The 22,697-nt window shown below is 42.5% G+C and carries 19 protein-coding genes; 14 read left to right on the top strand and 5 right to left on the bottom strand.

Going from position 1 to position 22,697, the window contains the following annotated elements:
- The first annotated feature begins 11 nt into the window (after window positions 1-11).
- Together nosP and ABWV72_RS01520 are read left to right on the top strand one after the other, a co-directional pair.
- On the top strand, window positions 12-1,223 hold the full coding sequence (gene nosP, locus ABWV72_RS01525) for a nitric oxide-sensing protein NosP (protein WP_216048699.1): 1,212 nt from the start codon (window positions 12-14) through the stop codon (window positions 1,221-1,223).
- A complete protein-coding gene (locus ABWV72_RS01520; protein WP_216048700.1) occupies window positions 1,189-3,873 on the top strand; it encodes a NahK/ErcS family hybrid sensor histidine kinase/response regulator in 2,685 nt (894 codons plus the stop codon). Before nosP ends, ABWV72_RS01520 begins: the two co-directional genes overlap by 35 nt.
- Before the next feature lie 66 nt (window positions 3,874-3,939).
- Here the strand turns inward: ABWV72_RS01520 and ABWV72_RS01515 are convergent, their stop codons facing one another.
- The 5 genes from ABWV72_RS01515 to ABWV72_RS01495 form a co-directional block, all read right to left on the bottom strand.
- Window positions 3,940-4,605 carry a response regulator gene (locus ABWV72_RS01515; protein WP_216048701.1) on the bottom strand — a complete coding sequence of 222 codons (666 nt, stop codon included), beginning with the start codon at window positions 4,603-4,605 and terminating at the stop codon, window positions 3,940-3,942.
- Window positions 4,606-4,666: 61 nt separating this feature from the next.
- A complete protein-coding gene (locus ABWV72_RS01510) occupies window positions 4,667-5,464 on the bottom strand; it encodes a lanthanide ABC transporter permease protein PedC (RefSeq protein WP_216048702.1) in 798 nt (265 codons plus the stop codon).
- Window positions 5,461-6,225 carry a lanthanide ABC transporter ATP-binding protein PedB/LutE gene (locus ABWV72_RS01505; protein WP_342805524.1) on the bottom strand — a complete coding sequence of 255 codons (765 nt, stop codon included), beginning with the start codon at window positions 6,223-6,225 and terminating at the stop codon, window positions 5,461-5,463. The genes ABWV72_RS01510 and ABWV72_RS01505 overlap by 4 nt, the downstream gene beginning before the upstream one ends.
- Window positions 6,222-7,181: a YVTN family beta-propeller repeat protein gene (locus ABWV72_RS01500; protein WP_216048703.1), complete on the bottom strand. Its 960-nt coding sequence runs from the start codon at window positions 7,179-7,181 to the stop codon at window positions 6,222-6,224. The genes ABWV72_RS01505 and ABWV72_RS01500 overlap by 4 nt, the downstream gene beginning before the upstream one ends.
- A 3-nt stretch (window positions 7,182-7,184) precedes the next feature.
- Window positions 7,185-8,456 (bottom strand): lanthanide ABC transporter ABC transporter substrate-binding protein PedA1, encoded by a 1,272-nt coding sequence (locus ABWV72_RS01495; protein ID WP_342805522.1) that lies wholly within the window; start codon window positions 8,454-8,456, stop codon window positions 7,185-7,187.
- 247 nt (window positions 8,457-8,703) lie between these two features.
- Between ABWV72_RS01495 and pedF the strand changes: the two genes are divergently transcribed.
- The 12 genes from pedF to nagA all read left to right on the top strand — a co-directional run bounded on the left by pedF (window position 8,704) and on the right by nagA (window position 22,694).
- The gene (gene pedF, locus ABWV72_RS01490; protein WP_216048705.1) at window positions 8,704-9,150 is read left to right on the top strand and encodes a cytochrome c-550 PedF; all 447 of its coding nucleotides are present in this window, start codon (window positions 8,704-8,706) and stop codon (window positions 9,148-9,150) included.
- A 3-nt stretch (window positions 9,151-9,153) separates the two neighbouring features.
- Complete coding sequence (locus ABWV72_RS01485; protein ID WP_353368400.1) at window positions 9,154-10,047, top strand: transporter substrate-binding domain-containing protein; 894 nt, start codon at window positions 9,154-9,156, stop codon at window positions 10,045-10,047.
- A 427-nt stretch (window positions 10,048-10,474) separates the two neighbouring features.
- Window positions 10,475-12,238, top strand: a complete 1,764-nt coding sequence (locus ABWV72_RS01480; protein WP_353368399.1) for a PQQ-dependent methanol/ethanol family dehydrogenase — start codon at window positions 10,475-10,477, stop codon at window positions 12,236-12,238.
- A gap of 143 nt (window positions 12,239-12,381) precedes the next feature.
- On the top strand, window positions 12,382-14,472 hold the full coding sequence (locus ABWV72_RS01475) for a 4Fe-4S binding protein (RefSeq protein WP_353368398.1): 2,091 nt from the start codon (window positions 12,382-12,384) through the stop codon (window positions 14,470-14,472).
- A 223-nt stretch (window positions 14,473-14,695) separates the two neighbouring features.
- The gene (locus ABWV72_RS01470) at window positions 14,696-15,178 is read left to right on the top strand and encodes a copper chaperone PCu(A)C (RefSeq protein ID WP_216048709.1); all 483 of its coding nucleotides are present in this window, start codon (window positions 14,696-14,698) and stop codon (window positions 15,176-15,178) included.
- Window positions 15,179-15,215: 37 nt separating this feature from the next.
- The gene (locus ABWV72_RS01465) at window positions 15,216-16,175 is read left to right on the top strand and encodes an MbnP family copper-binding protein (protein ID WP_353368397.1); all 960 of its coding nucleotides are present in this window, start codon (window positions 15,216-15,218) and stop codon (window positions 16,173-16,175) included.
- A gap of 71 nt (window positions 16,176-16,246) precedes the next feature.
- On the top strand, window positions 16,247-17,413 hold the full coding sequence (locus ABWV72_RS01460) for an MbnH family di-heme enzyme (RefSeq protein WP_342805512.1): 1,167 nt from the start codon (window positions 16,247-16,249) through the stop codon (window positions 17,411-17,413).
- On the top strand, window positions 17,413-18,591 hold the full coding sequence (locus tag ABWV72_RS01455) for a hypothetical protein (RefSeq protein WP_353368396.1): 1,179 nt from the start codon (window positions 17,413-17,415) through the stop codon (window positions 18,589-18,591). Before ABWV72_RS01460 ends, ABWV72_RS01455 begins: the two co-directional genes overlap by 1 nt.
- 34 nt (window positions 18,592-18,625) lie before the next feature.
- The gene (locus tag ABWV72_RS01450) at window positions 18,626-19,870 is read left to right on the top strand and encodes an ATP-binding protein (protein ID WP_216048713.1); all 1,245 of its coding nucleotides are present in this window, start codon (window positions 18,626-18,628) and stop codon (window positions 19,868-19,870) included.
- Entirely contained in the window at window positions 19,867-20,388 is a 522-nt protein-coding gene (locus tag ABWV72_RS01445; protein WP_353368395.1) for a response regulator transcription factor, read from the top strand. Before ABWV72_RS01450 ends, ABWV72_RS01445 begins: the two co-directional genes overlap by 4 nt.
- A 181-nt stretch (window positions 20,389-20,569) precedes the next feature.
- On the top strand, window positions 20,570-21,463 hold the full coding sequence (locus ABWV72_RS01440; RefSeq protein ID WP_353368394.1) for a glucosamine kinase nucleotide-binding domain-containing protein: 894 nt from the start codon (window positions 20,570-20,572) through the stop codon (window positions 21,461-21,463).
- A 94-nt stretch (window positions 21,464-21,557) separates the two neighbouring features.
- Window positions 21,558-22,694 carry an N-acetylglucosamine-6-phosphate deacetylase gene (gene nagA, locus ABWV72_RS01435; RefSeq protein WP_353368393.1) on the top strand — a complete coding sequence of 379 codons (1,137 nt, stop codon included), beginning with the start codon at window positions 21,558-21,560 and terminating at the stop codon, window positions 22,692-22,694.
- Window positions 22,695-22,697 lie beyond the last annotated feature (3 nt).

Raw genomic sequence — 22,697 nt, 5'->3', positions numbered from 1 at the left:
CAGGAGGAAACATGGGCAATCAAAATCTGCATTTAAATGTGGTGGAAAAATCTATCCCAGGCGTGGCAATGGCTGGTTCGGAGCATACTGACCCTGTGCTTGCAGCCGAAGAAATTTATGCTGCGATTGCGCCTTGTCAGCCAACATGTGTAGTGTTTTATTGTGGGGTTAATTATCCTCAAGCAGAACTATCAAAAGAGTTGACTAAGTATTTTTCAGATACGGTGGTAATAGGTTGTACTTCTGCTGGTGAAATTACCCCGTTGGGCTATCGTAAACACAGCATTAGCGCATTTGCATTAAGTAGCAGTGAATTTGCTGTTGAGTCTATATTAATTGAAGATTTAGCCACCTTTAATGTAGCTGAATCTGATGTTTTAGTCGGTGGAATGATGGATAAATTGCGTGAAAAAGCAGTGTCTCCTCATCCCATTGAAAAGCAGTGTTTTGCTTTGTCGTTATTAGATGGTTTGTCTGTACGTGAAGAGTTGGTGATAAATGCGCTAAGTTTGAGTCTGCAAGATATCCCCATCGTTGGTGGTTCTGCAGGCGATGACCAGAACTTCCTCAACACACAAGTTTATTACGATGGCCAATTTTACACTAATGCTGCGGTTATCATGTTAGTGAATACAATTTGTGAGTTCGAAGTGTTTAGCCAGCATCACTTATCACCAGAAGACGAAAAGCTAGTGGTAACACAGGTAGCACCTAATTCCCGTGTGGTGCATGAATTTAATGCCGAACCTGCGGCGCTTGAGTACTGTAGAATTAATGGTTTGAAGTTAGAGGATTTGAACTCTAAAACTTTTGCAATGTACCCACTGGCGGTACAATTTGGTGAACAATTGTATATTCGCAGTATTCAAAAAGTGAATGACGATCTGAGTTTAACTTTTTTCTGTGCCATCGACTCAGGCGTGGTGTTAACTAAAATGATTTCGCCCGGATTGTTGCCACATACATCGCTTATTTTTAATTTATTGAAAGAATCCGTGGGTGAGATGCAGTTGGTTATTGGATTTGATTGTATTCACCGACGAATAGAAATAGAACACCATGATATTGCCGAAGAAATGTCTGTAATGTATCGAAAGAACAATGTAATCGGCTTTAGTACCTATGGCGAACAAATTAACGGATTGCACCTGAATCATACCTTTACGGGTGTTGCTATTGGATATCCATATGACCCAAACCAACGTTCCCTTACCAGAAAGTAGTGAGCTAACTGTCAAAGTAGATCATGAGAGAACTGAACTAGAACAACTGCGCTATGAAAATCAAAAACTTAGCAAAATAAACAATGTTTTGATGCGTCGCGTTGAAATGGGGTGGGGAAATCACAGTGACGCATATCAATCCTTCGAAGATGCAGCGCTACTGGCTGATAAAGTAAAAGAACGAACTCAAAAACTGCAACAAACCCTTCATCGACTTGAAGAGTCGAACCAAAAATTAGAACAAGCACGTTTGGATGCTGAACGTAACCGGCAGGCATCAGATCAGGCACGACAAAGACTCAATGATGCAATTGAAAGTATCTCTGAATCCTTTGCTTTATTTGATGATGAACGAAAAATGGTGATGGTAAATAGCCGTTGCAGCGAGTTCTGGCGCAAACACAATATTGATTTTGAAATTGGCAAAACAACCTTTCAGGAAATCACTGCCGCGTCTTTACCTTATGTTGATAAGCAGGCAAAAGCACAAAAGACGGTGGGAATGTATCCTGATCCTATCACCCATACTATTTTTAAACTCAAAGATGGCACCTGGATTCAAATGTCCGAAAGAAAGTCCTCTGAAGGGGACTTAGTTGTAGTTTATACCGACATTACTAACATTAAACAAAGTGATGAGCTGCGCTATGAAAAAGCCATGGCTGAACAAGCTCAGGTACTAAAGTCGACCTTAGAAAACATGTCTCAGGGAATTGCCTTAGTGAATGCAAATGGCAATATTGAAACGTGGAATCAACGGTTTTTACAATTAGCAGGTATTCGCAAAAACAAAGTTCATCGTGGTGATAACTATCTTGGACTACTGCGAGGTAGTGAGTTAGATGAGTCACTTACCGAGAACCAATTGTCAGGTATTCTAACTCAAAAGGATGATTTTGAGACTGAAAAAACCTTGCAAAGCGGCAAGGTTATTCTTATCAAACGGCATTCAATAAGTGGCGGTGGATATCTGAATAGTTACACTGATATAACCGAACGCAGCCTAAACCAACAGGCTCTGCAAGAAAGTGAGCAGCGTATTCGATTAATAACCGATGCGATGCCTGCGTTGATTTCATATGTAAACAAAGATATGTGTTATGAATTCGTCAACCGCGAATTCGAAAAATGGTTCCAGCGGTCTCGCTCAGAAATCATTAGCCACCATTTGAATGATGTACTAGGTGAAGAAGAATTCAACAAACTTTATCTGTACATTGAAAGGGCGATGCAAGGGCAATCAGTCAACTTTGAGGTTGAGCACAGGCACGATGGTGGTAATCCGCGTATCTCCAACAAGACTTTCATTCCTCACTTTGACCAAGATCGTAATGTCATTGGATTTTTCACGTTAGAACAAGACGTAACTGAGCAGCGCAGAACGGCCAAAGCGTTACGCCATGCCTATGACTACATGGAGCAGCGAGTTAATCAACGCACCCAAAAAATATCTGAAATTAATCTGCAGTTGCGCCAGGAAATAGAAGATCGCCAATTGGCCGAAAAAAGTTTAATTGATGCGAAAAGCGAGGCAGACCGCGCCAATGAATCTAAAAGTAAGTTCCTAGCGGCGACTAGCCATGATTTATTGCAGCCGATGAATTCTTCGCGGCTATTTGTCGCTGCGCTGAATGAACTTAGTTTGAGTGCCGATGCTGAAAAGCTGTTGAGTTCGTTAAGTTACTCATTGGAAAACCTCGAATCACTAATCAGTGCTTTAGTGGATATTTCAAAACTTGAAGCTGGCTTGATCGAACCCGTATTAGAAGACTTTTCGATTAATGACTTATTGAATAATTTGGCCAGTGAATTTGGTCCGCAAACCGAAGCGAAAAATTTACGTTTTCGATTTAGCGGCTCTACCCGAGTGGTGCATTCTGATGCTTATTTATTGGCTCGTATTTTACGTAACTTACTCAGTAATGCCGTGCGTTACACCAATGAAGGCTCAATACTCTTAGGGGTTCGCAGACGCAAATCGGCACTGGAAATTCAAGTCTGTGATACTGGTATCGGCATTCCAGATGATAAGTTAGTGGAGATATTCCACGAATTTAACCGTATTGATGCGAAAAAGCGACGTCACGATCAGGGGTTGGGTTTAGGTCTGGCTATCGTTGAAAAGCTGGCCAGTGTTATGAATCATCGTATCTCTGTAACTTCGGTAGAAGGCCAAGGTTCTAAGTTTAGTATCTTCATTCCTTATGGCACAAAAAGCAGCCAAGAATTGTCCTTGAACCAAGCAACGGCTCAAGATAGATTCAATAGTCACCTTGAAGATGCGAATATTCTAATCATTGATAATGATATTGAAATTTGTTCCGGGATGGAGACTTTATTGCAAGGCTGGGGATGTCAGGTAACCAGTGTTCAAACTCTAGAACAACTGCAAGACCGCAACTGGTTAAGGTCATTGGCGCCACAATTGATAGTTGCCGATTTCCATCTTGATAACGGAGAAACCGGTTTTGATGCACTGAAAATTACCGAAAGTGTGTTAGGAAAGTCAGTGCCTGTGATTATGATTACGGCCAACTATACCAATGAGCTTCGCCAACAAGTGCGAGAAAAAGGTTATTCTTTACTCAATAAACCGGTGAAGCCCCATAAGATGAAGCTGGCAATTTCCAACTTACTATCTAACAACTAATCCCAATTGGCCTTATTCAGCGCTGACTGATTAAGAGCAGTTGGGATAACCGATTAAACTAAATCTTTAGCGAATTAAGTATTGGTTAAAATCAATATTAGCCGCACACAAAGCTGCTTGAATTCGATTGTGTACATTTAATTTATTTAATATCGCAGAGACATGGGCTTTAACAGTGGTTTCTGCAATATTGAGTTCGTAAGCGATTTGCTTATTCGATTTGCCTTTGGTGATACACTCGAAAACCAGTAACTGTCTCCTTGTTAGCGCACCAATTAATTTCGGATCTATCTGTTGTGCGGCCAAATCTTTTTTCGGTTCACTAACGGAACCCTTACGAATAATATCCGGTGGCAAATAGACTTGCCCAGAAAGCACTTGCTGAATAGCCGCGACAATTTGCTCACAACTCGAAGATTTAGTTATGAAACCAACGGCGCCATAAGTAAATGATTGAAGAACAACACTCTTATCTTCTTCTGCTGAAACGATCACAATCGGCACTTCAGGATATAAATTGCGAAATCGGACTATCCCATTCAAACCATCCATACCGGGCATGTTGAGATCAAGTAAAACTAGGTCGATATTCGGATTCTCTTCTGCTTGAGCAAGAGCTTCTTCCAAATCAGTACAAGTGATCGTTTGCGTGTCAGGGATATTTCGCTCTACAAAATCGGTAATTGCATAGCGGAACAATGGATGATCATCAGCTACTAATATTTCTATCATAATGAACAACCTAATTTGAGTTTAACAATTATTTTACAAGATTTGGGCGTGTACTGTCGAGTCATATCTTGGTTCTCACTTTTTGCATACTACGTTTGGGGTCGTAGCCCCAGATGGCTAAGGCGCTTAGTATTACCGTTGTTACCAAGGTTATTATCATGGCATTAAAATTCGCTGATTCATATAAGGCGAATCGAATAAGTTCTACTCCATGAGTAAAGGGGTTGTATTGAGATATCCAATATAACACTTCGTTTGACTCGCGCATTTTCCAAAGTGGGTAAAGAGCTGAGGATAAGAAAAACATCGGAAATACGACAAAATTCATTACTCCTGCAAAGTTCTCAAGCTGTTTAATTCGAGAGGACAAAAACAATCCTAGCGCTCCTAACATCAGGGCCGTGAGCAGCAGTGCAGGAAAGGCCAGCAAGTAACCCATTAGTGTCATTTTAATCCCCAACAGCCATGCTATCGCAAAAAATACATATACTTGAATAATGGAGATACTGGCACCCGCCAGCAGTTTTGCAATGAGTAAAAATGGCCTAGGCATAGGGCTGGTGAGCAGTACTTTCATACTGCCCATCTCGCGGTCATAAACCATAGATAACGAACTTTGTAAGCCGTTAAATAGCAATATAATGCCTGCCAGTCCCGGCACTATATAGACGTCATAGGTTATGTAGGTTTGATAAGGGGGGATAATCGCAATCCCTAAGGCTGCGCGAAATCCGGCGGCAAATACCACTAACCATAAAAGCGGTCTGACGATAGCGCTTACTAGCCTAGCTTTTTGTTGTAGAAAGCGCAGCATCTCTCGTTTAATAATACCGTTAAAGCAATACCAGTATTGAATCATGAGGCTTCCCCTATAGTCATTTTCTGATACAAAGTTGCCACATCGCTGCAACCCTGGTCAGACAGTGCTTTTTGACAAGGAGCGTCTAGACATACCTTTCCTTGATGTAAAATAAACAGATGATCCTGTAAGGTGATTTCATCAATTTGATGGGTGGAAGACAAAACGGTAATTCCGTCTTTGGCACACAGTTGTCTGATATGTTGATTGATACTTTGTCTGGTTTCTACGTCCAAACCCACGCTTGCTTCATCGAGTAATAGCAATGTCGGTTGGTGCAGCAGAGCCCTGGCTATTTCTACACGACGACGATGACCGCCATTGAGATTTCTGACTTTTTCATGTTGTCTATCTTGTAAATTAAAACGACTTAATTCTGCTTGCATGCGTTGGCTGGCGATACTGCGTTTTATGCCATGCAAACTGGCGTGATACAGCAGATTTTGGGCAATGCTCAAATCTAAATCTAAGGTACTTTGCTGGAACACTATGCCCATAGATTGCATCGCACTGCGCGGCGACTTTTGTATATTTTCACCTTGCACTTTTATCTCACCATGTTCGGTATTCAATAACCGACAAATAAGTGAAAATAATGTGCTTTTACCCGCGCCATTAGGGCCCAGCAAAGCGTAAAACTTGCCCGCTTCGAGAGACAAATTGACCTGTTCTAGTACTTTCTTCTGCTGATAACGATAATTCAGATCTGTTATCTCTAGTACTCTTGATTCGGTGTGACTGATTGCTTGATTTTGCTTCACGGTTTCACCGCTATACCCCAAGGATAACGACCGACTCTAATGGTCTTTATCACTTCTAGATCCTCGACATCAATGATGGATACATCACCACTTACCCCATTGGTCGTTAAAAGTAACGATTGGTCTTTTGCAAAGGCCAGTTGCCACACTCGTCGTCCCACTAATAAGTAATCAAGCACCTCAAAGGTTTTTGCATCAACCACTGCAACGTGGTTTGAGGGTCCTAAAGCCACAAAAGCATATTTGCCATCATCGGTTAGTTTTATTCCGACCGGTTGCACCCGATCTTTGTGTACCCCTTTCACATTAAAGCGAATGGTATGTAGTATTTTTCGCGTATCAACATCAACAATTGTGACTGTGCCACCGATTTCCGATGATGACCACAATTGTTTCCCATCTAAACTAAATTCCACATGACGGGGGCGCTGATCAACCAAGGTGTTATCGACCAATTGAAAATTGCTGGTATCAATCCAATGCAACATATTGGTAGTTTCAGTGGTATTTATTGCCCACTTTCCATCTGGGCTAATCGCCATGCCCTCAGGCTCTACACCGACATCGATTTGGGCGAGGACGGTGCGGGTTTGTGTATCGACTACCGTAACCACAGCGTCGTCCTCATTGGCGATGTATAGATGACGATCATTTTTGTGCAACGCAAATTGTTCGGGATCTTCACCAGATGGTAGGTTGTGAATAATTCTATTGGTCGCCACATCCATTACTTGCACCGCATCAGATTCACTGGCGCAAATATACAAGTAAGCAAAATCTTTACTAAAAATGATGCCCCTAGGGCGCATTCCCACATCAATGGTATCGATCACCTCTAAACTATCTAGGTCAATGATTGAGATGGTGTCATCTTTCTCGTTAGACACATAGGCGGTTTCTGCGTAGGCCAAATTTAAATTTGCGAGTAAGAATGAGATTAACAACAGGTTTTTCATGATTTATACCTTGTCCATATTGCATTTAACTTCAGGTTTGTCGTATCCGAGCGTATCGAGATCAGTCGAAGGATGCAGAAAACCTTGTTGTGGTGATTGACTAACTAACGCATTGGGCTGAACTAACGGAATGGGTTGGCGCAGTTGGCCGTTATAGTCCCGAAAAGTTAGCTTTCTACCTTTAAATGCGGCCAACTCAAATTTATCGCTTAGCAAATACTGATATAACACTTGTACATCATTTGATTTGGTTCGAGTAACTGCTTCAGCTATCGCCCTTACTGCTAACCAAGCGGCATAATCTTCGTTTTGCATATCTCTAGCAGTGAACTGATTAAATCGGTTTTGCAACTGCACCGCTCCCCACTGTTCAATACTATGATGCCAAGCGACCGGAGTGAGGCCATGAGTACCTGCTACCGGCCGGGGGAGCCAAGTGTTATATGGCAGATAAAAACCGTATTGGTTGTGCGCATCGGTGACAATAACCACATCGTAATCTTTCGACTGGGTGAGCGCTGGGACTTCTTGTTGTGCAACCCGTCTTAAGTCAGTAGTGAACGTCCATTTACGTTGACCAATGATTTTACTTCCAAAGCGTTTCGCTGAACGTTGATAGGAGGCCGCAATAGTCTGATCTTGCTGATCAGATGAACTCACGATTAACCACTTTTGCCAGCGTTTAAACACCATGAATTGGGCCAGTGCATCACTTAGCATAGCTTGACTTGGAATGGTGTGCAGTAACCCGCTTTGACATTGATTAGTGCGCCAAGTATCACTTTTATTGCCAGCATTTATGACTAAGCGGCGGGCTGAATTATGGCTTAATAAATTGGCTAAAAGCGCGTCGCTACCTACCGCTATTATTGGTCCTTGGTGATGTTGTTCCCATTTGGAAACTTGTTGCTGTAATGCACTAATATTGGCATCTTGAAAGACTGTTAGTGCGAAATGCTGTTGTAAAAATCGACCAGTCGTATTGCTATCATTAATACCTAGTTGCGCGCCTGAGACGGCCAGATTGTCTGCCCGTAACTTACTCGCAAGGACGCTGTTAGGCTTGGCTGGTTGCTCTACTACTATCGCGATTGGAATCGTTAAGTTTGCTGCACTTTGTTGTGCTTTAACCTTGGTAACCGAGCCTACACACAGCAAAGTCAGTAAACTTAAGCAGATTGTTTGATAATCAATTCGTCGCCATAGTCGCAAACCCAATAAAGTACTTGGCATTTTTGGTTGGGCATCATCGTCCGTACTGTTCAGCATAAACATGAGCGCAATTCCTTCTTTATCACTAAGTCTGACTCATACTAATGGAAGATTTAGGCTTTATGTATGAGCAAAAAGGATGAAAGGTTTACTACCTAAGTACAATTGGAAGCTTTTTTTGAATCACCTAACGTTACCCTATTGGCTGGGATGAGATGCTCAAACGACAAACAACACGACTAAAGTTGTCTGCTTCTAGAGACCAGCTAAGACTTTTAGATGATTTTAAGACAACTTTTGGAGAACGATAATGAATAAATTAGCTACAGCTGTATGTGCAAGTTCGCTGGCGATGATGTCTGTGTTTACTTATCAAGTGTACGCCCATGGTGATGTTACGCCGCAAGCCGTTGATGTAAGTAGTTTGCCTGAATTAGGTGAGGAATGGCGTGAGACAAATCCATTTACTGGCAATGAGCAAGCAATAAAAGTAGGTGACTCCGCCTACAACCAGAACTGCGCTCGTTGTCATGGCCTTGCGGTGATCTCTGGTGGAATAACCCCGGATTTACGTAAACTGAATGATCCTAATGAATTTTTTAGCAGTGAAGAAGCGGATGCTTGGTTCATGAGCCGTATTCGTCATGGCGCAGTAGTGGATGGCCGAGTTTATATGCCTCCGTTTGAAGGTATTTTAAGCCAAGAAGCAATGTGGGCAATTAAAGCATACATTGAAACTCGTGACGTGCCAGAGTAAGCCATGAATAGTCAACTTGGGTGTCGCTACCTGATTGCAGGAATTGTACTCTTTATGAGTATGTTTCCTGCTGCTTCGATGGCGCGTAGTTTTGATGACATCATGGAGTCTGGTTACATCTCGGTGGCTGTCTATAACGACTTTCCACCCTATTCGTTCAAACAAGGGGACGAACCAAAGGGCATTGATGTAGATGTTGCCAAAGAAGTAGCCAAGCAGCTTGAGCTAGATATTCGCTGGATGTGGATTACCGCAGATGAGAACCTCGAAGATGATATGCGCAATGCTATCTGGAAAGGCCACATCATCACTCGGGAAAAAGCCGATTTGATGATGCGAGTGCCATACGATCGAAAGTTCAGCTACGCAATTGACGGCTATGGATTACCTAAAAACGAAATGGTGGTGATGTTTGGTCCCTATCATCGAGAGAGTTGGGCAATCCTCAAAGATACCAAAAAAACCAATAACATCGACACCTTAGCTATCTTTCAGTATGAAAAAATTGCGGTTGAAATCGATTCGTTACCGAGTTTTTTTCTAGGCGCAACAATAGGTGGACGTTTACGCGATAACATTATTCATAGCAAAGATATTTTCGAAGCAATCGACCTGCTGAAAAAACAAGAAGTTGCGGCCGTCTCTGGTATGCGTTCGCAATTAGAGTGGGGAATGCCTGATATTGAACCGCGCTTCACGATAAATGCCGCTGGTTTGGCAGCTATCAGCATTAAATCTTGGGACATTGGAATGGCGGTACAACAAGATTTTCGTCAGCTGGCGTATGCTATTGAAGATCAAATCACCCTGATGGTCGACGACAAGCGAATGCAATCTATCTTTGACAGTTACGGCATCACTTTTGAACCAGCCAGCCTGTATCAACAAAGTAAATAACACCCTTGGTTAGAGCCGCAGTGCTCTAATCAATTTTCAATCTGTAATTTCCCCCTCCTCATTTGTGCAATTAGGTTTTTTCAATTTGCCTAATAATCCGCAAACGCTGTTGAAAGTGAATTAACAAGCAAATAGTGAAAAAAAGTATTTAGGTTGTTTGGGACTTTAGAATGCGTAATTTTTTGCTAAGTACTACTACTAACGGACTAAGAATGATAATCCAAGGTTCAATGGTTGTTAACAAGTTGTTGTTCGATACTAATTCACGACGGCTAAGGTGGTGAAAGCAGTTTAATACGTTTTACCGCAAGAGACGGACAATTACATTAAATCCCGGGGATACCAGTCAGTACGTAGGACCGCCTCGGAAAAACAATAAAGGCGGTGTAACGCCTTAAAGTACCTGTTGAACTACTGGAGAATTCTAATGAAAAGCCGAAAAATTTCAGGCCAATTGCTTAGTACGACACTTGGCCTATCCCTCGCGTTTGGGGTGTTAAGTGCAAGTGCGCATGCCGCAGTCACAGATAAAGATATTATCAACGACCAGCAAACCACAGATGATGTGGTTAGTTATGGTCTTGGTCCTCGTGGTCAGCGATACAGTCCACTTGATACTCTGAATACCAAAAATGTCAAAAAAATGCATCCTGTTTGGGCTTTCTCCTTAGGGGGCGAGAAACAACGTGGTCAAGAATCACAGCCAATAGTGAAAGATGGTGTGATGTACGTGACGGGGTCCTATTCTCGAGTGTATGCAATTGATGTGGACACTGGTGATGAACTTTGGCAGTACGAAGCTCGACTACCTGATGGCATCATGCCTTGTTGTGATGTGATTAACCGTGGTGTGGCAATCTATGATGACTTGGTTATCTTCGGTACGCTAGATGCAATATTGGTCGCCTTGGATCAGAAAACCGGTAAGGTTCGCTGGCGTAAAAAGATGGGTGATTACAAAGCAGGTTACTCATCTACTGCAGCACCTATGATCGTTAAAGGTATGGTCGTGACGGGTATATCTGGTGGTGAGTTTGGGGTAGTGGGTAAAGTTGAAGCCCGAGATGCTAAAACCGGTGAGTTAATTTGGTTGCGTCCCACTGTAGAAGGCCACATGGGATACCTCAATGGTAAAGAGAACGGTATTACTGGCGGCGAAGCAAACAAAACCTGGACCGGCGACCTGTGGAAAACTGGTGGCGCAGCTACTTGGTTAGGTGGCACCTATGATCCAGATACAGATTTGATATTTATGGGTACTGGTAACCCAGCACCATGGAACTCCCACCTACGTCCAGGTGACAACTTATACAGTTCATCCCGTTTAGCCATCGATCCTGATACTGGAAAAATTGTTTGGCATTTTCAAACCACGCCACATGATGGTTGGGATTTTGATGGTGTGAACGAAGTTATTGCGTTTGACTATAAAGATGGCCGCAAAACGGTAAAAGCAGCAGCAACCGCAGATAGAAATGGTTACTTTTATGTTCTTAACCGTGAAGACGGTAAGTTCATTCGCGGATTTCCATTTGTTAACGGGATTACTTGGGCTAAGGGCTTAGATGAAAACGGACGCCCAATTTTTAGTGAAACAGGTCGTCCAGGAAATCCAGCCGACTCTGAGTCAGGTGAGAAGGGTAAATCAATCTTTTCTGTACCTGCATTCTTAGGTGGTAAAAACTGGATGCCTATGGCTTACAGTCAAGATACTGGATTGTTCTATGTACCTTCTAATGAATGGGGCATGGACATTTGGAATGAGCCGGTAAATTACAAAAAAGGTGCGGCTTATTTAGGTTCTGGCTTTACCATTAAACCTATTTTCGACCACATAGGTTCATTAAAAGCGGTTGACCCTAAAACCGGCGAATTGGTCTGGGAATTCAAAAATAAATCGCCTTTATGGGGTGGTGTATTGGCCACTGCTGGTAACTTAGTGTTCACTGGAACACCTGAAGGTTATTTATATGGCTTTAATGCCAAGACTGGTGAAGTCGTTTATAAGTTTAATACTGGATCAGGCATTGTTGGCTCGCCTGTGACTTGGGAAAAAGACGGTGAACAATACCTGAGCGTGTTATCTGGATGGGGGGGCGCTGTTCCATTGTGGGGCGGTGAAGTTGCTAAGACCATCAAAGATATCAACCAAGGAGGAACCGTTTGGACCTTTAAATTGCCACGCAGTTAATGTTGGCGCCGTGACAAGGGGGGGTCCCACCATCTTGTCACGTTTTTTATTTAAGTGGTCTGGCAGCTGTATTTGCCAGACCGTTTTTAATTTGATTACGTCAGTTTGTTTATCAACTGAGGCAAATTAGGAAGCCAATTGCCATGATGCTTGTTCGCAATTGTTTAATCATATTCGCAATCACCTTCTTGCATAGCGCAGCGCAGGCGTCTGCCATACCTGAAGAACAAATCAAACAAATATTTCCTAAAGCCACGTTAATCGGTGAAACCCTAGCGGAGTATCCGGTACAACCGGTATATCAACTTCAAGAATTACTTGGTTACGTATTTCAAACAAATGACTTAGTCGAACTTCCGGGCTTTTCAGGCGACAAAATTAACCTTTTGATTGGACTCGACACTTTAGGCAACATCAAAGGGATTCAAATTTTAGCGCATCATGAGCCAATATTTCTGCATGGTTTAGGTCCTGAGCCATTAAATGCATTCATTGCCCAATACATTGGTAAAAACGTATCCAATCGAATCATAGTAGACAAAGCCGCTAACGATACCAATCCCGATGACAACACTGTACATGTTGATGGCGTTACCAAAGCCACGGTCTCTGTGATTGTGGTCAATGACACTGTTTTGTTGTCTTCTTTGCAAGTGGCTAGAAATATGTTGGAGGGTTTTACAGTTGCGCCTTTAGCTACCCCTAACGACGATTTTCAGCCACTCACATGGCAACAACTTTTAGACAAAAACTATGTGCAAAAATGGACGCTAACCCGAGAACAATTTGAACAACAATTACATGCCGCATTAGAAGACTTTCCAACAGATACATTCACCACCGAACAAGGTGATGAATTTACTATTTACTACGCCTATTTGAATGCTCCTAGTATTGGCATTAATTTGCTTGGTGAGGGTGAGTACCAACGATTAATGGACGGATTAAAGCCTAACGAACAAGCGTTTGCGGTTATGTCAGAAGGTTTTTATCACTATCTGGAAGATGATTTCAAGCCAGGTACAGTGGCAAACCAGATTAGTTTGGAGCAAGGCAGTTTACCGCTGGCGATGCGGGATTTAAATTTTTATAGCTTTACTGAGCCTAGCCTAGCGCAACAAGCGCCAATCGCCGATGATTTACAACTGTTTGTGGTTAATACGCAGTCGGGATTTAATCCTAGTTTACCGATGCAGTTTTCCCTCAATATAACAGTGGCTAAAAACCACCTCGTACAACAACAAGCTAGTTTTCAGAATGAATATAAGTTGCCACTGTCTCTTTTTGATATTGCGGAGGCTGTTGAAGTTGAGGCCGCTACACCGCCATGGGTAAGAATATGGGAATCTCGGATTGCTGTAATAAGCGTTTTAGTTATTAGCTTAATCGCCGTCACTTTTATTTTCGTCTATCAGCATCGGTTGTCTGCTAATCAAAAATTGTTCCGTGTGGTACGTTGGGGGTTCATGTTTTTCACCCTGTTTTTCATCGGTTGGTATGCGCAAGGGCAACTATCGGTAGTTAATATATTTCCAATTATTCAAAGTCTATTCAAAGGCTTTGAAATTCAAATGTATTTAATGGATCCGGTGTTGTTTATTTTGTGGATCTACGTTTTTATCAGCTTGTTTATAGTCGGCCGTGGAATATTTTGTGGGTGGTTATGTCCTTTTGGCGCATTGCAGGAAATGCTTGGTTGGGTGGCTAAAAAGTTACGTATTCGCCAAAAGAAAGTGCCGTATTGGTTACACAGCAAGTTGTGGTGGATTAAATATGCAATATTGATAGGGCTGGTATTTACCTCAATTTATTCGCTGGGCACTGCGGAAGTGTTGTCAGAAGTTGAACCTTTTAAAACGACGATTACCTTGCAGTTTTATCGGTATTGGCCATTTGTTGTGTATTCCTTGGTACTACTTGGCGCGGGTTTATTTATTAATAAGTTCTACTGTCGGTATGTATGCCCATTGGGGGCTGGATTAGCTATTTTAGGCTATTTCCATATGGGGGAATGGCTAACCCGCAGGAAAGACTGTGGCTCTCCGTGCACCTTATGCCACCATAAATGTGATATCAAAGCTATCACCCCAAAAGGTGAGATTAATTACAATGAATGCGTTCAGTGTTTGGAATGTATTGTGTATTACAACAATGATGATTTATGCCCCCCGCTTAAAAAGAATAAGCGCAAAAAAATGGGTAAAGCCATCGACGTTTCTCAGCAAGCAGTTTAAACACTGTACCTTTTATTTGGTGTTTAGTTTCCGTTCCTGAATCTATATAGATTCAGGCTTTCGGGCTTTATCTTCCGCGCTGCATTGACTAAAGATGCACTATGTTTCAATTATTTAACCCACTGAATTGCTAATAGGGTGCGACAATATGTCGCATTGTTGATAGCACTTAAGTTTCTATAATGGTCGCCAATCATCGTTATTGTTTATATTGGAATAGGCCATGCGTATATTGCTCTGGCAACTCACATTTGTATTTTCTTTGTGTTCTTTTAGCGTGCTTGCACACGACTTTAATGCTGGCAAATTACAGATTGAGCATCCATGGGCTCGACCGACTGCGCCTGTTGTAACAACGGGGGCCGTGTACCTAAACATCCACAATCCCAGTGCTGAATCGGAAAAGTTAATTGCCGTGAAAGTACCTGAAAATATTGCTTCATCGGTTCAAATACATCAAACCACCTTCAATCAAGATATGGCCAGAATGCGTGAAGCCCGCGATGGTTTAATTATTCCAGCTAAAGGAGAATTAGCGCTACTCCCCAAAGGCGCGCACATCATGCTGCTTGGCCTTAAAAAGCAATTACAAAAAGGCGATAAATTTATCGCGACTTTGCAATTCGAACACAGTGGAGAACTACCCGTCGAGGTTTGGGTAGAAGATAAACCTAATCAGTCTGCCACTGAAGGCTCGCATCACTAGTAATTCATCATTAACCACTCATTATTAGAGAACTATTATGCAAATGAATGCACGTTTTATATCTACCAGTATCGCCGGATTATTTGGTCTTAGTGTTTTAACGGGGTGCGGTGGAAGCAGTTCCAGCGACGATACTTTAGTGGCTCCTGTAGCCACAGCTTTTAATCTTAACTTTAAAGCTATGAGCGGTTCTGAAGAAATCAATTGTGACACCATGCTAACAGGATACGGCAGTGATCAGAGTTACAGTGTTGGTTTGAGCGATCTGCGTTTTTATGTGAGCAATATTAAATTTTATGACCAGTATGATGTTGAGATTGAGATCACATTAGATGAAAACGAATTCCAGTATCAAAACGCAGAAGGTTTTGTTGGACTCGTAGATATGACCAGCAATTCAAGTGGTTCTTGCCAATCTGATGCAATCGCGTTTAGTGAAGGTACCGCTCGGACAAATACCTCAATAACTGGGACGTTGTTTGATACTGGCGTCACTAAAGTGACCTTTGATGTTGGTGTTCCCCAAGGCGTAATGAAAGATGTAATTGCGACCAACTCAGCTGAAGACGCTCCTTCTCCATTAAATGAAATGTATTGGTCTTGGGCAGGTGGTTATCGCCATTTCGTGATGAACTTTGCCATTGAAGATACCAATGGGATTGCTGGTGAAGGTTACTTACACATAGGTAGTCGCGGATGTGGTGGAGATGGATTGCTTGCACTTGAAGGTAAAGATGAGTGTGACTTTGTAAATACCCCCAAAGTCGAGCTCATTGATTTTGATCCGGCGGTAAATACTGTGGTGATTGATGTGCAAAAGGTGTTGAACGATGTGGCGTTTGCATCAACAAATGGAACCGATGCACCTGCTGTAAGTTGTCACTCCGCGCCTAGTTCTGCACAAGTGGACTGCGGCCCTATATTCGTTAACTTTGGGATTGACGGGGACACTGGAGAAGCGACTGCCAGCAGCAATCTAACCGTGAGTATGGAATGATTTTCAAGGTTGTTGTTGAATCTTCGTTTTGCCTTATTAGATATTTATTTTAGTGCAATTAAAGTGATGATATGAAGTACATTTTTGCAGTCGTGATAGTGGCAATGTTAAGTGCCTGTAATCAATCGTCCACTACGACGGTGGAAGAAAGTGTGCAACAAGAAACCCTAAGGGAATTGTTGGATCTACCTGAGCATATGGCGGTGCCAGCAATTCCTGATTTTAACCCGCTCACTCGGGAAAAAATTGAACTGGGTCGTTTTTTGTTTTACGACAAACGCTTGTCTGCTAATCAAACTCAATCTTGTGAATCATGTCACGACCAACAATTGGCTTTTTCTGATGGCTTAGAAGTGCCAACAGGCTCCACCGGCCATCAATTAACCCGCAACAGTCAAGGTTTGGCAAATGTGGTTTATCATTCGACATTCACTTGGAGCAACGATACGTTTCTGGAACTTGAAGATCAGCTAAATGTGCCCATTCGTGCCGATAATCCTATTGAATTAGGCGTTACTGACTCGGAACTTGAAGAAGTGTTAGCACGCTTTGATGCTGATCCCGCTTATGTTGAAATGTTTGCAAATGCTTTTCCTCAGAGTGATACAGGCGCCACAATCAATAAAATCATTTTTTCTTTAGCCAGCTTTGTGCGCACCATGATAAGTGCCGGTAGCGCTTATGATCAGTACTTACTGGGCGATAAAACCGCACTGACAGAACAGCAAAAATTGGGATTTCAATTATTTAATGGTGAAAGGTTCGAGTGTTTCCATTGCCATACTGGTGCAAACTTTTCTGTTTCCTATCGAGACTCGAATACAAATTCAGGCAACATCCAATTCCCATTTTTCAATAACGGTTTGTACAACGTTGATGGTGAGGGCAGTTACCCCGCAAGCGATCAAGGTTTATACGATTTAACCTTAAATGAAGCTGATAAAGGGTTGTTCAGGCCACAAAGTCTTCGCAATATCGAATTAACTGCGCCTTACATGCACGATGGCAGTATTGCCACATTGCGGGAAGTCATCGAGCACTATGCCCGTGGTGGGCGTTTAATCGAATATGGTGAAAACGCCGGTGACGGTAATTTAAGTCCGTTGAAGTCTGGACTCATCTTGGGATTTGTCGCAAGTGATGAAGAGATAGATGCTGTGATCGCTTTTTTAGAGTCACTTACCGATTACGAATTTATTAATAACCCTAAATTTTCAAACCCTTTTGAAGAGCAATAATGAAACTCAAAGCATGCTTAATTTTTGGATTTTTTGTCCCTTTTACATCGCAAGCTCACGAAGTTGAGGGCATAGCCGCGCGTCCAGACTCAGTTGAAGTGCGAACCGCAATCACTTATCGAAGCGAAGATGCGTTCTCGGATACTGAAATTTGGCAGTTCCCTGGTGTACTACTTGGCGGCGAAGCGCTTCCTGTAGAAAAAGGTATAACTTTGGATGATGTGCAATTGTTGGGGCACTTAAACATTAAAGATGATTACTTCATTAGCACCAAAGTAGGGGCTCACAGTCACAGTGGTGAAAGCGAGTTAGAATTAGAAAACCTTTGGTTTGGGACGCGCTCTTCTATCGCAGAACAGCCATTGTTATTTGAAGTAGGTAAAATGGCAACTGAAGTGACACTGACGGCTAATTTTCACGCATCTGACGATGTATTTAGTGAAGCTCCTTTGCTCGCTGATGTCTTTTTTGGACGGCATTCCAGAGACTTAGGAGCGCGCGCTAGAATCCGTTTGATGGGAATTGATTTTGGTGCTGAGCTTTGGAATGGCGACAATTGGCCAGCGACCTCCGGAGAAGGTGCCGCAGCATTGTTCGCCCATTATCAATATGAACACGACGGGATAAATGCCACTTTAGGTAGTTGGCTAATGCATAGCCGAGCGGAGAATCGAGTTGATGAACGTTATAGCGATGGTCACAGCCATGGCGACCAAGATCTTACCGCATCAGATCTCTCATTCTCTGGTGATACCACTATGGTCGGGGCATTTGCTAATCTTGAATGGCAACTTAACCCTATCACTTTACATGCTGACGTTGAATGGATTCGAGCTGACTTCGATGCTGACCTAGCTGACACAACGCAGACAGCGGTTTTAGACGCCACTCAAGATGGTTACAAGTTTCAAGTTGGCGTGTCACTTGATAATCATACCTTACAAGCTAAGTATGAGCGTTTAGTGGTAGACAATCGATTTACTGAGACATCACAAACCTTTATCCAACAGTCAGGCTTATTTAATAATGACCATGAACCGGCAAAAGCTGCTGTGGCTTGGATTTGGCAGTTTCACCAAGACTTCAGGTTTCGTACTGAATGGTATCAAGATGATACCCAAGAAGAAGGGGTTAGTAGATGGTCTGTGGGTTTAGTTTGGCACTATAAGCTGCTATAAATAATGAAAAATAGACTAAAGTGATTTAATCTCGATGCCACACCTACAAACTAACCGACAACTATTAAAACTCATCAAACTGCGATATGGATTCATATTTGCGCAGTTGTTGGTCGTTTTACTTGCCGAATATTGGTTTGAATACACACTTCCTTATTTAACTTTAAAGTTAATTATTGCACTAGAGTTGGCGATTAATATGTTGCTATTCTATTGTTATCGAGGCAATCGAAACGCCCACTCAGGTGAATATCTGTTCCAAGTTTTGCTCGATATTGTACTTTTGACAGTATTGTTATTCTTTGCCAAAGGTGCAACCAACCCCTTTGTTTCGTTATTGTTGATACCCGTCGCGATTGCCGCAGTTACTCTTTCTCGTCGCTTGTTGCTGTTGGTCAGCTTTGCCGCTTTAGTGGCTTATTCTGTATTATTCTTTAGCATTGACCCTCATCAGATGCATATGGTCGATATGCAGCAACACTTCTTAGGAATGTGGGTGAATTTTGTTGTATCTGCATTGGTGGTGGTGCTGGTGGTGGCATCTTTAGCCCAAGCTATGCGAAACCAAGAGCGTTTTGTAAGCAAGTTGCGGGAAGAACAATTACGGCAAGAACAATTGGTAGCATTAGGCACTACTGCAGCTCAATTTGCTCATCAACTGGCCACCCCCTTGGCGACGGCAAATTTGCTAACCGAAGAGCTTGAGTTTGAATTAAATGATGACAATCCTCTGCTCAAACAATTGAGCGAACAATTAAGTTTATGTAGCCGTCGTTTGGAAGATTTTCGCGAGATGTCGGAAGAGGTAAAGTTAAACACCAAAAGACTGATTCCAATACCTCAATTGTTTGTCAAATTGCAACAAGAGGTACAGCTAAATTTTGCTGATATAGAAGTCCAATACAAAATAGCGAGCTTAGAGAAATTTGCTGTTCGTGCAGATACCACTTTGTTACCCGCGTTATTAAATTTAATTCAAAATGCTGTGCAATCTAGTAAACGTAATAACTGCCAACAGATTCAAATTCAGTGTCAAGTCAATAATCATGCTAAAACAAGTCAACTGGTGCTCAGTATCCGTGATTTTGGTACCGGACTACCCGAACAGAGCTTGCTCGAGTTGGGGTCGACCTTAGTAGAAAGTCAACAAGGATTTGGTATGGGAGTATTACTTAGTCACGCTACATTAGAGCGTTTGGGAGCGCAACTGCGCTTGTACAACCATTCAGAGTCAGGGGCGGTGGCCGAAGTTTTATTAGAATTGGTAACCCTACAATGAAACTTTTGTTAGTGGAAGATGAGCAGAGCTTTGCCGATATTTTATTGCGACGTCTGACACACCAAGGATATCAATGTTTGCACGCAGATACTGTGGAAAAAGGCCTAGAATTGGCACAGCAATCATTACCAACACACCTAATTTTAGATTTAAAAGTGGGCAGCCAAAATAGTTTGTCCATCTTGCCGCAATTAAGGCAGTTATTACCCACTTCTCGAATCATTCTGTTAACTGGATATGCCAGTATTGCGACCGCAGTTGAAGCTATTAAAGCTGGTGCAGATGATTATTTGTCGAAGCCTGTAGACAGTAAAACCTTGTTAGCAATGTTAGCCGGTGACACCCCAAAAGAGGTCACACAGAATACTAATATCATGTCGCCTGCAAGGTTGGAATGGGAACACATTCAGCAAGTTCTGAAAGCTAATCAGGGAAATATTTCAGCAACTGCTCGGCAACTGGGAATGCATCGCAGAACCTTACAACGTAAATTAATCAAAAAACCGAGAAGCGATTAAGTAAAAACTAGTGCTGCTCTATCTCATTTGGCTTACCTCATTTTAAGCGTACCTAAACCCGCAAATATGATTAACTGTTCAGCGCTAAAATAGACAAAATTATATTTACTGCAGAGGTGATTTAATCAAGCTGCAAAAATATCATGTTAGAATGCAATTTGATTGCTATGAGGACATAAAATTGCTTAATCCTTCCTATTTTTTGGGTATTGATGGTGGTGGTAGTAAGTGCAAAGCGCGCTTAGAAGATGCACAAGGAAATCTTTTAGCTGAAAGTGTCGCCGGCCCTGCGAATCCTGCACGGGATCAGCAATTGGCAATGGCATCCATCCAACAGGTCAGTGAACAGGTTGTAAAGCTTGCGGGTTTACCTAATTCCGCCTTGGCAAAAACCTACACAGCTATGGGGCTTGCTGGCTTGAATTTACCTTTTTATAAAGCGCAAATGCAAGCGTGGCAACATCCATACGCTCAGTTGACCCTGAGTACTGATTTATACATTGCGTGCTTAGGTGCTCATAATAGTGATTCAGGCGCAATTGTTATAGTTGGAACCGGTAGTTCTGCGCTTGCCTGTAATCAGGGGCTGCAGTTTGAGTACGGAGGCCATGGATTTTTGTTAGGCGATAAAGGCAGCGGTGCTTGGATGGGACTGCAAACTGTGCGTTGGGCATTAGAAAGTTTCGATGGCATTGCACCATCAAGTCCATTTGTTGAGGCGGTTTTTCAGTTTTTTAATTGTTCAGATCCCGCCCAAATAGTCGAAAAATATTTAACCTCCAGTTCCGCAGATTTTGCTAAATTAGCGCCATTAGTTTTCGAATATGCAGATCAAAACGATTTTGTTGCAACAGGAATTGTCAAACAAGGAGCAACTTATTTGAGCTCTTTGGCGAGAAAATTACAGACTCATGGGCCTCAACGTACCGCCTTTATAGGTGGGTTAGCCTCACGCATCCAACCTTGGTTGGATGAAGATATTCAAGGCTCTATTCAGCCACCAATTGCCGCACCAGAGTATGGCGCAATTATGTTGGCGAAAAGAGAATTTGACCTATTACATAACAGCAAGTAGTGCTCGCTGTTGTGTTTTAGCGAGAATGTAACGACCCTTTTAATCCAAGTTAACTCCAATTGAGATAATTAGGCTAATCACACAGGAATCAAATATGACTTTTTACCACGCCAGTCGATTGTTCGATGGGCAATGTATTCGAGATAATGTCAGGTTGAGTGTTGAAAACGGGGTTATACGCGGATTAGATACGAATCCCCAATCCACAGATTTACCTTTAAAGGGGTTGGTGACAGCTGGTTTTATTGATACTCAAGTGAATGGTGGTGGCGGGCTCATGTTTAATCAACAACCGAGCCTGACTACGATCAGAAAAATCAGACAAGCACACAGTTTGTTTGGCACAACAGCAATGTTACCAACACTGATTACCGACAATTTGGCCATTATGCAGCAAGCGGCAGACGCTATTGCAGAAGCGATTGTGTTAAAAGAACCGGGAATTTTGGGCATACACTTTGAAGGGCCTCATCTGAGTATTCCTAAGCGCGGAATTCACTCAAGTCATGAAATAAGACCGCTAAGCGAAGAGGAAATGGCGATTTTTTGTCGTCAAGATTTGGGTAAAGTTGTGGTCACTGTGGCCCCCGAAAATGTCTCAGCTGCACAGATATCGGAATTGGTAAGCTGCGGTGTGATTGTTTCTTTGGGTCACTCAAATGCTGACATTGATACTGTTCTGCAAGCCATCGATGCTGGCGCTAGTGGGTTTACGCATTTATTCAATGCCATGTCAGGCTTGGCGGCGCGAAATCCAGGAATGGTGGCTGCAGCATTGCACGATCCCCGAGTTACTTGTGGACTGATAGCCGATGAATTACATGTCCACCCTTACAATTGCCGTTTAGCGTTCCAGTGCAAAGGCTGGCAGAATTTAATGTTGGTGACGGATGCCATGGCACATGTTGGGGCTGATGTTGAATCCTTACCTTGGCTGGATACGCATATTATACGTACCGGTAACAAACTCACCTTACCCGATGGCACCTTAGCTGGTTCCGCTCTGGATATGGCATCAGCAGTGAGTAATATTCATCAAAATATGGGAATAGCCTTAGAGTCAGCGCTAAATATGGCAAGTTTAACTCCCGCTCGTTTTTTATATTGCTCAGATAGAGGTAAAATAAGTGTGGGGATGCAAGCGGATTTTGTGCTGCTAGATGATCAACTGCAATCTTTAGGGTGCTGGATAGCAGGGGTTCAGGTCGCAGCATTACCTGCAAAAGTATAAACG

Source organism: Aliiglaciecola sp. NS0011-25 (genome assembly GCF_040370605.1).
GTDB classification, from domain to species: domain Bacteria; phylum Pseudomonadota; class Gammaproteobacteria; order Enterobacterales; family Alteromonadaceae; genus Aliiglaciecola; species Aliiglaciecola lipolytica_A.
This window is presented reverse-complemented; position numbering and strand designations above follow the sequence as displayed.

Coding starts and splice junctions, on each gene's coding strand:
- nosP (WP_216048699.1), top strand. CDS start 12: ATGGGCAATCAAAATCTGCATTTAAATGTGGTGGAAAAATCTATCCCA.
- ABWV72_RS01520 (WP_216048700.1), top strand. CDS start 1,189: ATGACCCAAACCAACGTTCCCTTACCAGAAAGTAGTGAGCTAACTGTC.
- ABWV72_RS01515 (WP_216048701.1), bottom strand. CDS start 4,605: ATGATAGAAATATTAGTAGCTGATGATCATCCATTGTTCCGCTATGCA.
- ABWV72_RS01510 (WP_216048702.1), bottom strand. CDS start 5,464: ATGATTCAATACTGGTATTGCTTTAACGGTATTATTAAACGAGAGATG.
- ABWV72_RS01500 (WP_216048703.1), bottom strand. CDS start 7,181: ATGAAAAACCTGTTGTTAATCTCATTCTTACTCGCAAATTTAAATTTG.
- ABWV72_RS01495 (WP_342805522.1), bottom strand. CDS start 8,456: ATGTTTATGCTGAACAGTACGGACGATGATGCCCAACCAAAAATGCCA.
- pedF (WP_216048705.1), top strand. CDS start 8,704: ATGAATAAATTAGCTACAGCTGTATGTGCAAGTTCGCTGGCGATGATG.
- ABWV72_RS01485 (WP_353368400.1), top strand. CDS start 9,154: ATGAATAGTCAACTTGGGTGTCGCTACCTGATTGCAGGAATTGTACTC.
- ABWV72_RS01480 (WP_353368399.1), top strand. CDS start 10,475: ATGAAAAGCCGAAAAATTTCAGGCCAATTGCTTAGTACGACACTTGGC.
- ABWV72_RS01475 (WP_353368398.1), top strand. CDS start 12,382: ATGATGCTTGTTCGCAATTGTTTAATCATATTCGCAATCACCTTCTTG.
- ABWV72_RS01470 (WP_216048709.1), top strand. CDS start 14,696: ATGCGTATATTGCTCTGGCAACTCACATTTGTATTTTCTTTGTGTTCT.
- ABWV72_RS01465 (WP_353368397.1), top strand. CDS start 15,216: ATGCAAATGAATGCACGTTTTATATCTACCAGTATCGCCGGATTATTT.
- ABWV72_RS01460 (WP_342805512.1), top strand. CDS start 16,247: ATGAAGTACATTTTTGCAGTCGTGATAGTGGCAATGTTAAGTGCCTGT.
- ABWV72_RS01455 (WP_353368396.1), top strand. CDS start 17,413: ATGAAACTCAAAGCATGCTTAATTTTTGGATTTTTTGTCCCTTTTACA.
- ABWV72_RS01450 (WP_216048713.1), top strand. CDS start 18,626: ATGCCACACCTACAAACTAACCGACAACTATTAAAACTCATCAAACTG.
- ABWV72_RS01445 (WP_353368395.1), top strand. CDS start 19,867: ATGAAACTTTTGTTAGTGGAAGATGAGCAGAGCTTTGCCGATATTTTA.
- nagA (WP_353368393.1), top strand. CDS start 21,558: ATGACTTTTTACCACGCCAGTCGATTGTTCGATGGGCAATGTATTCGA.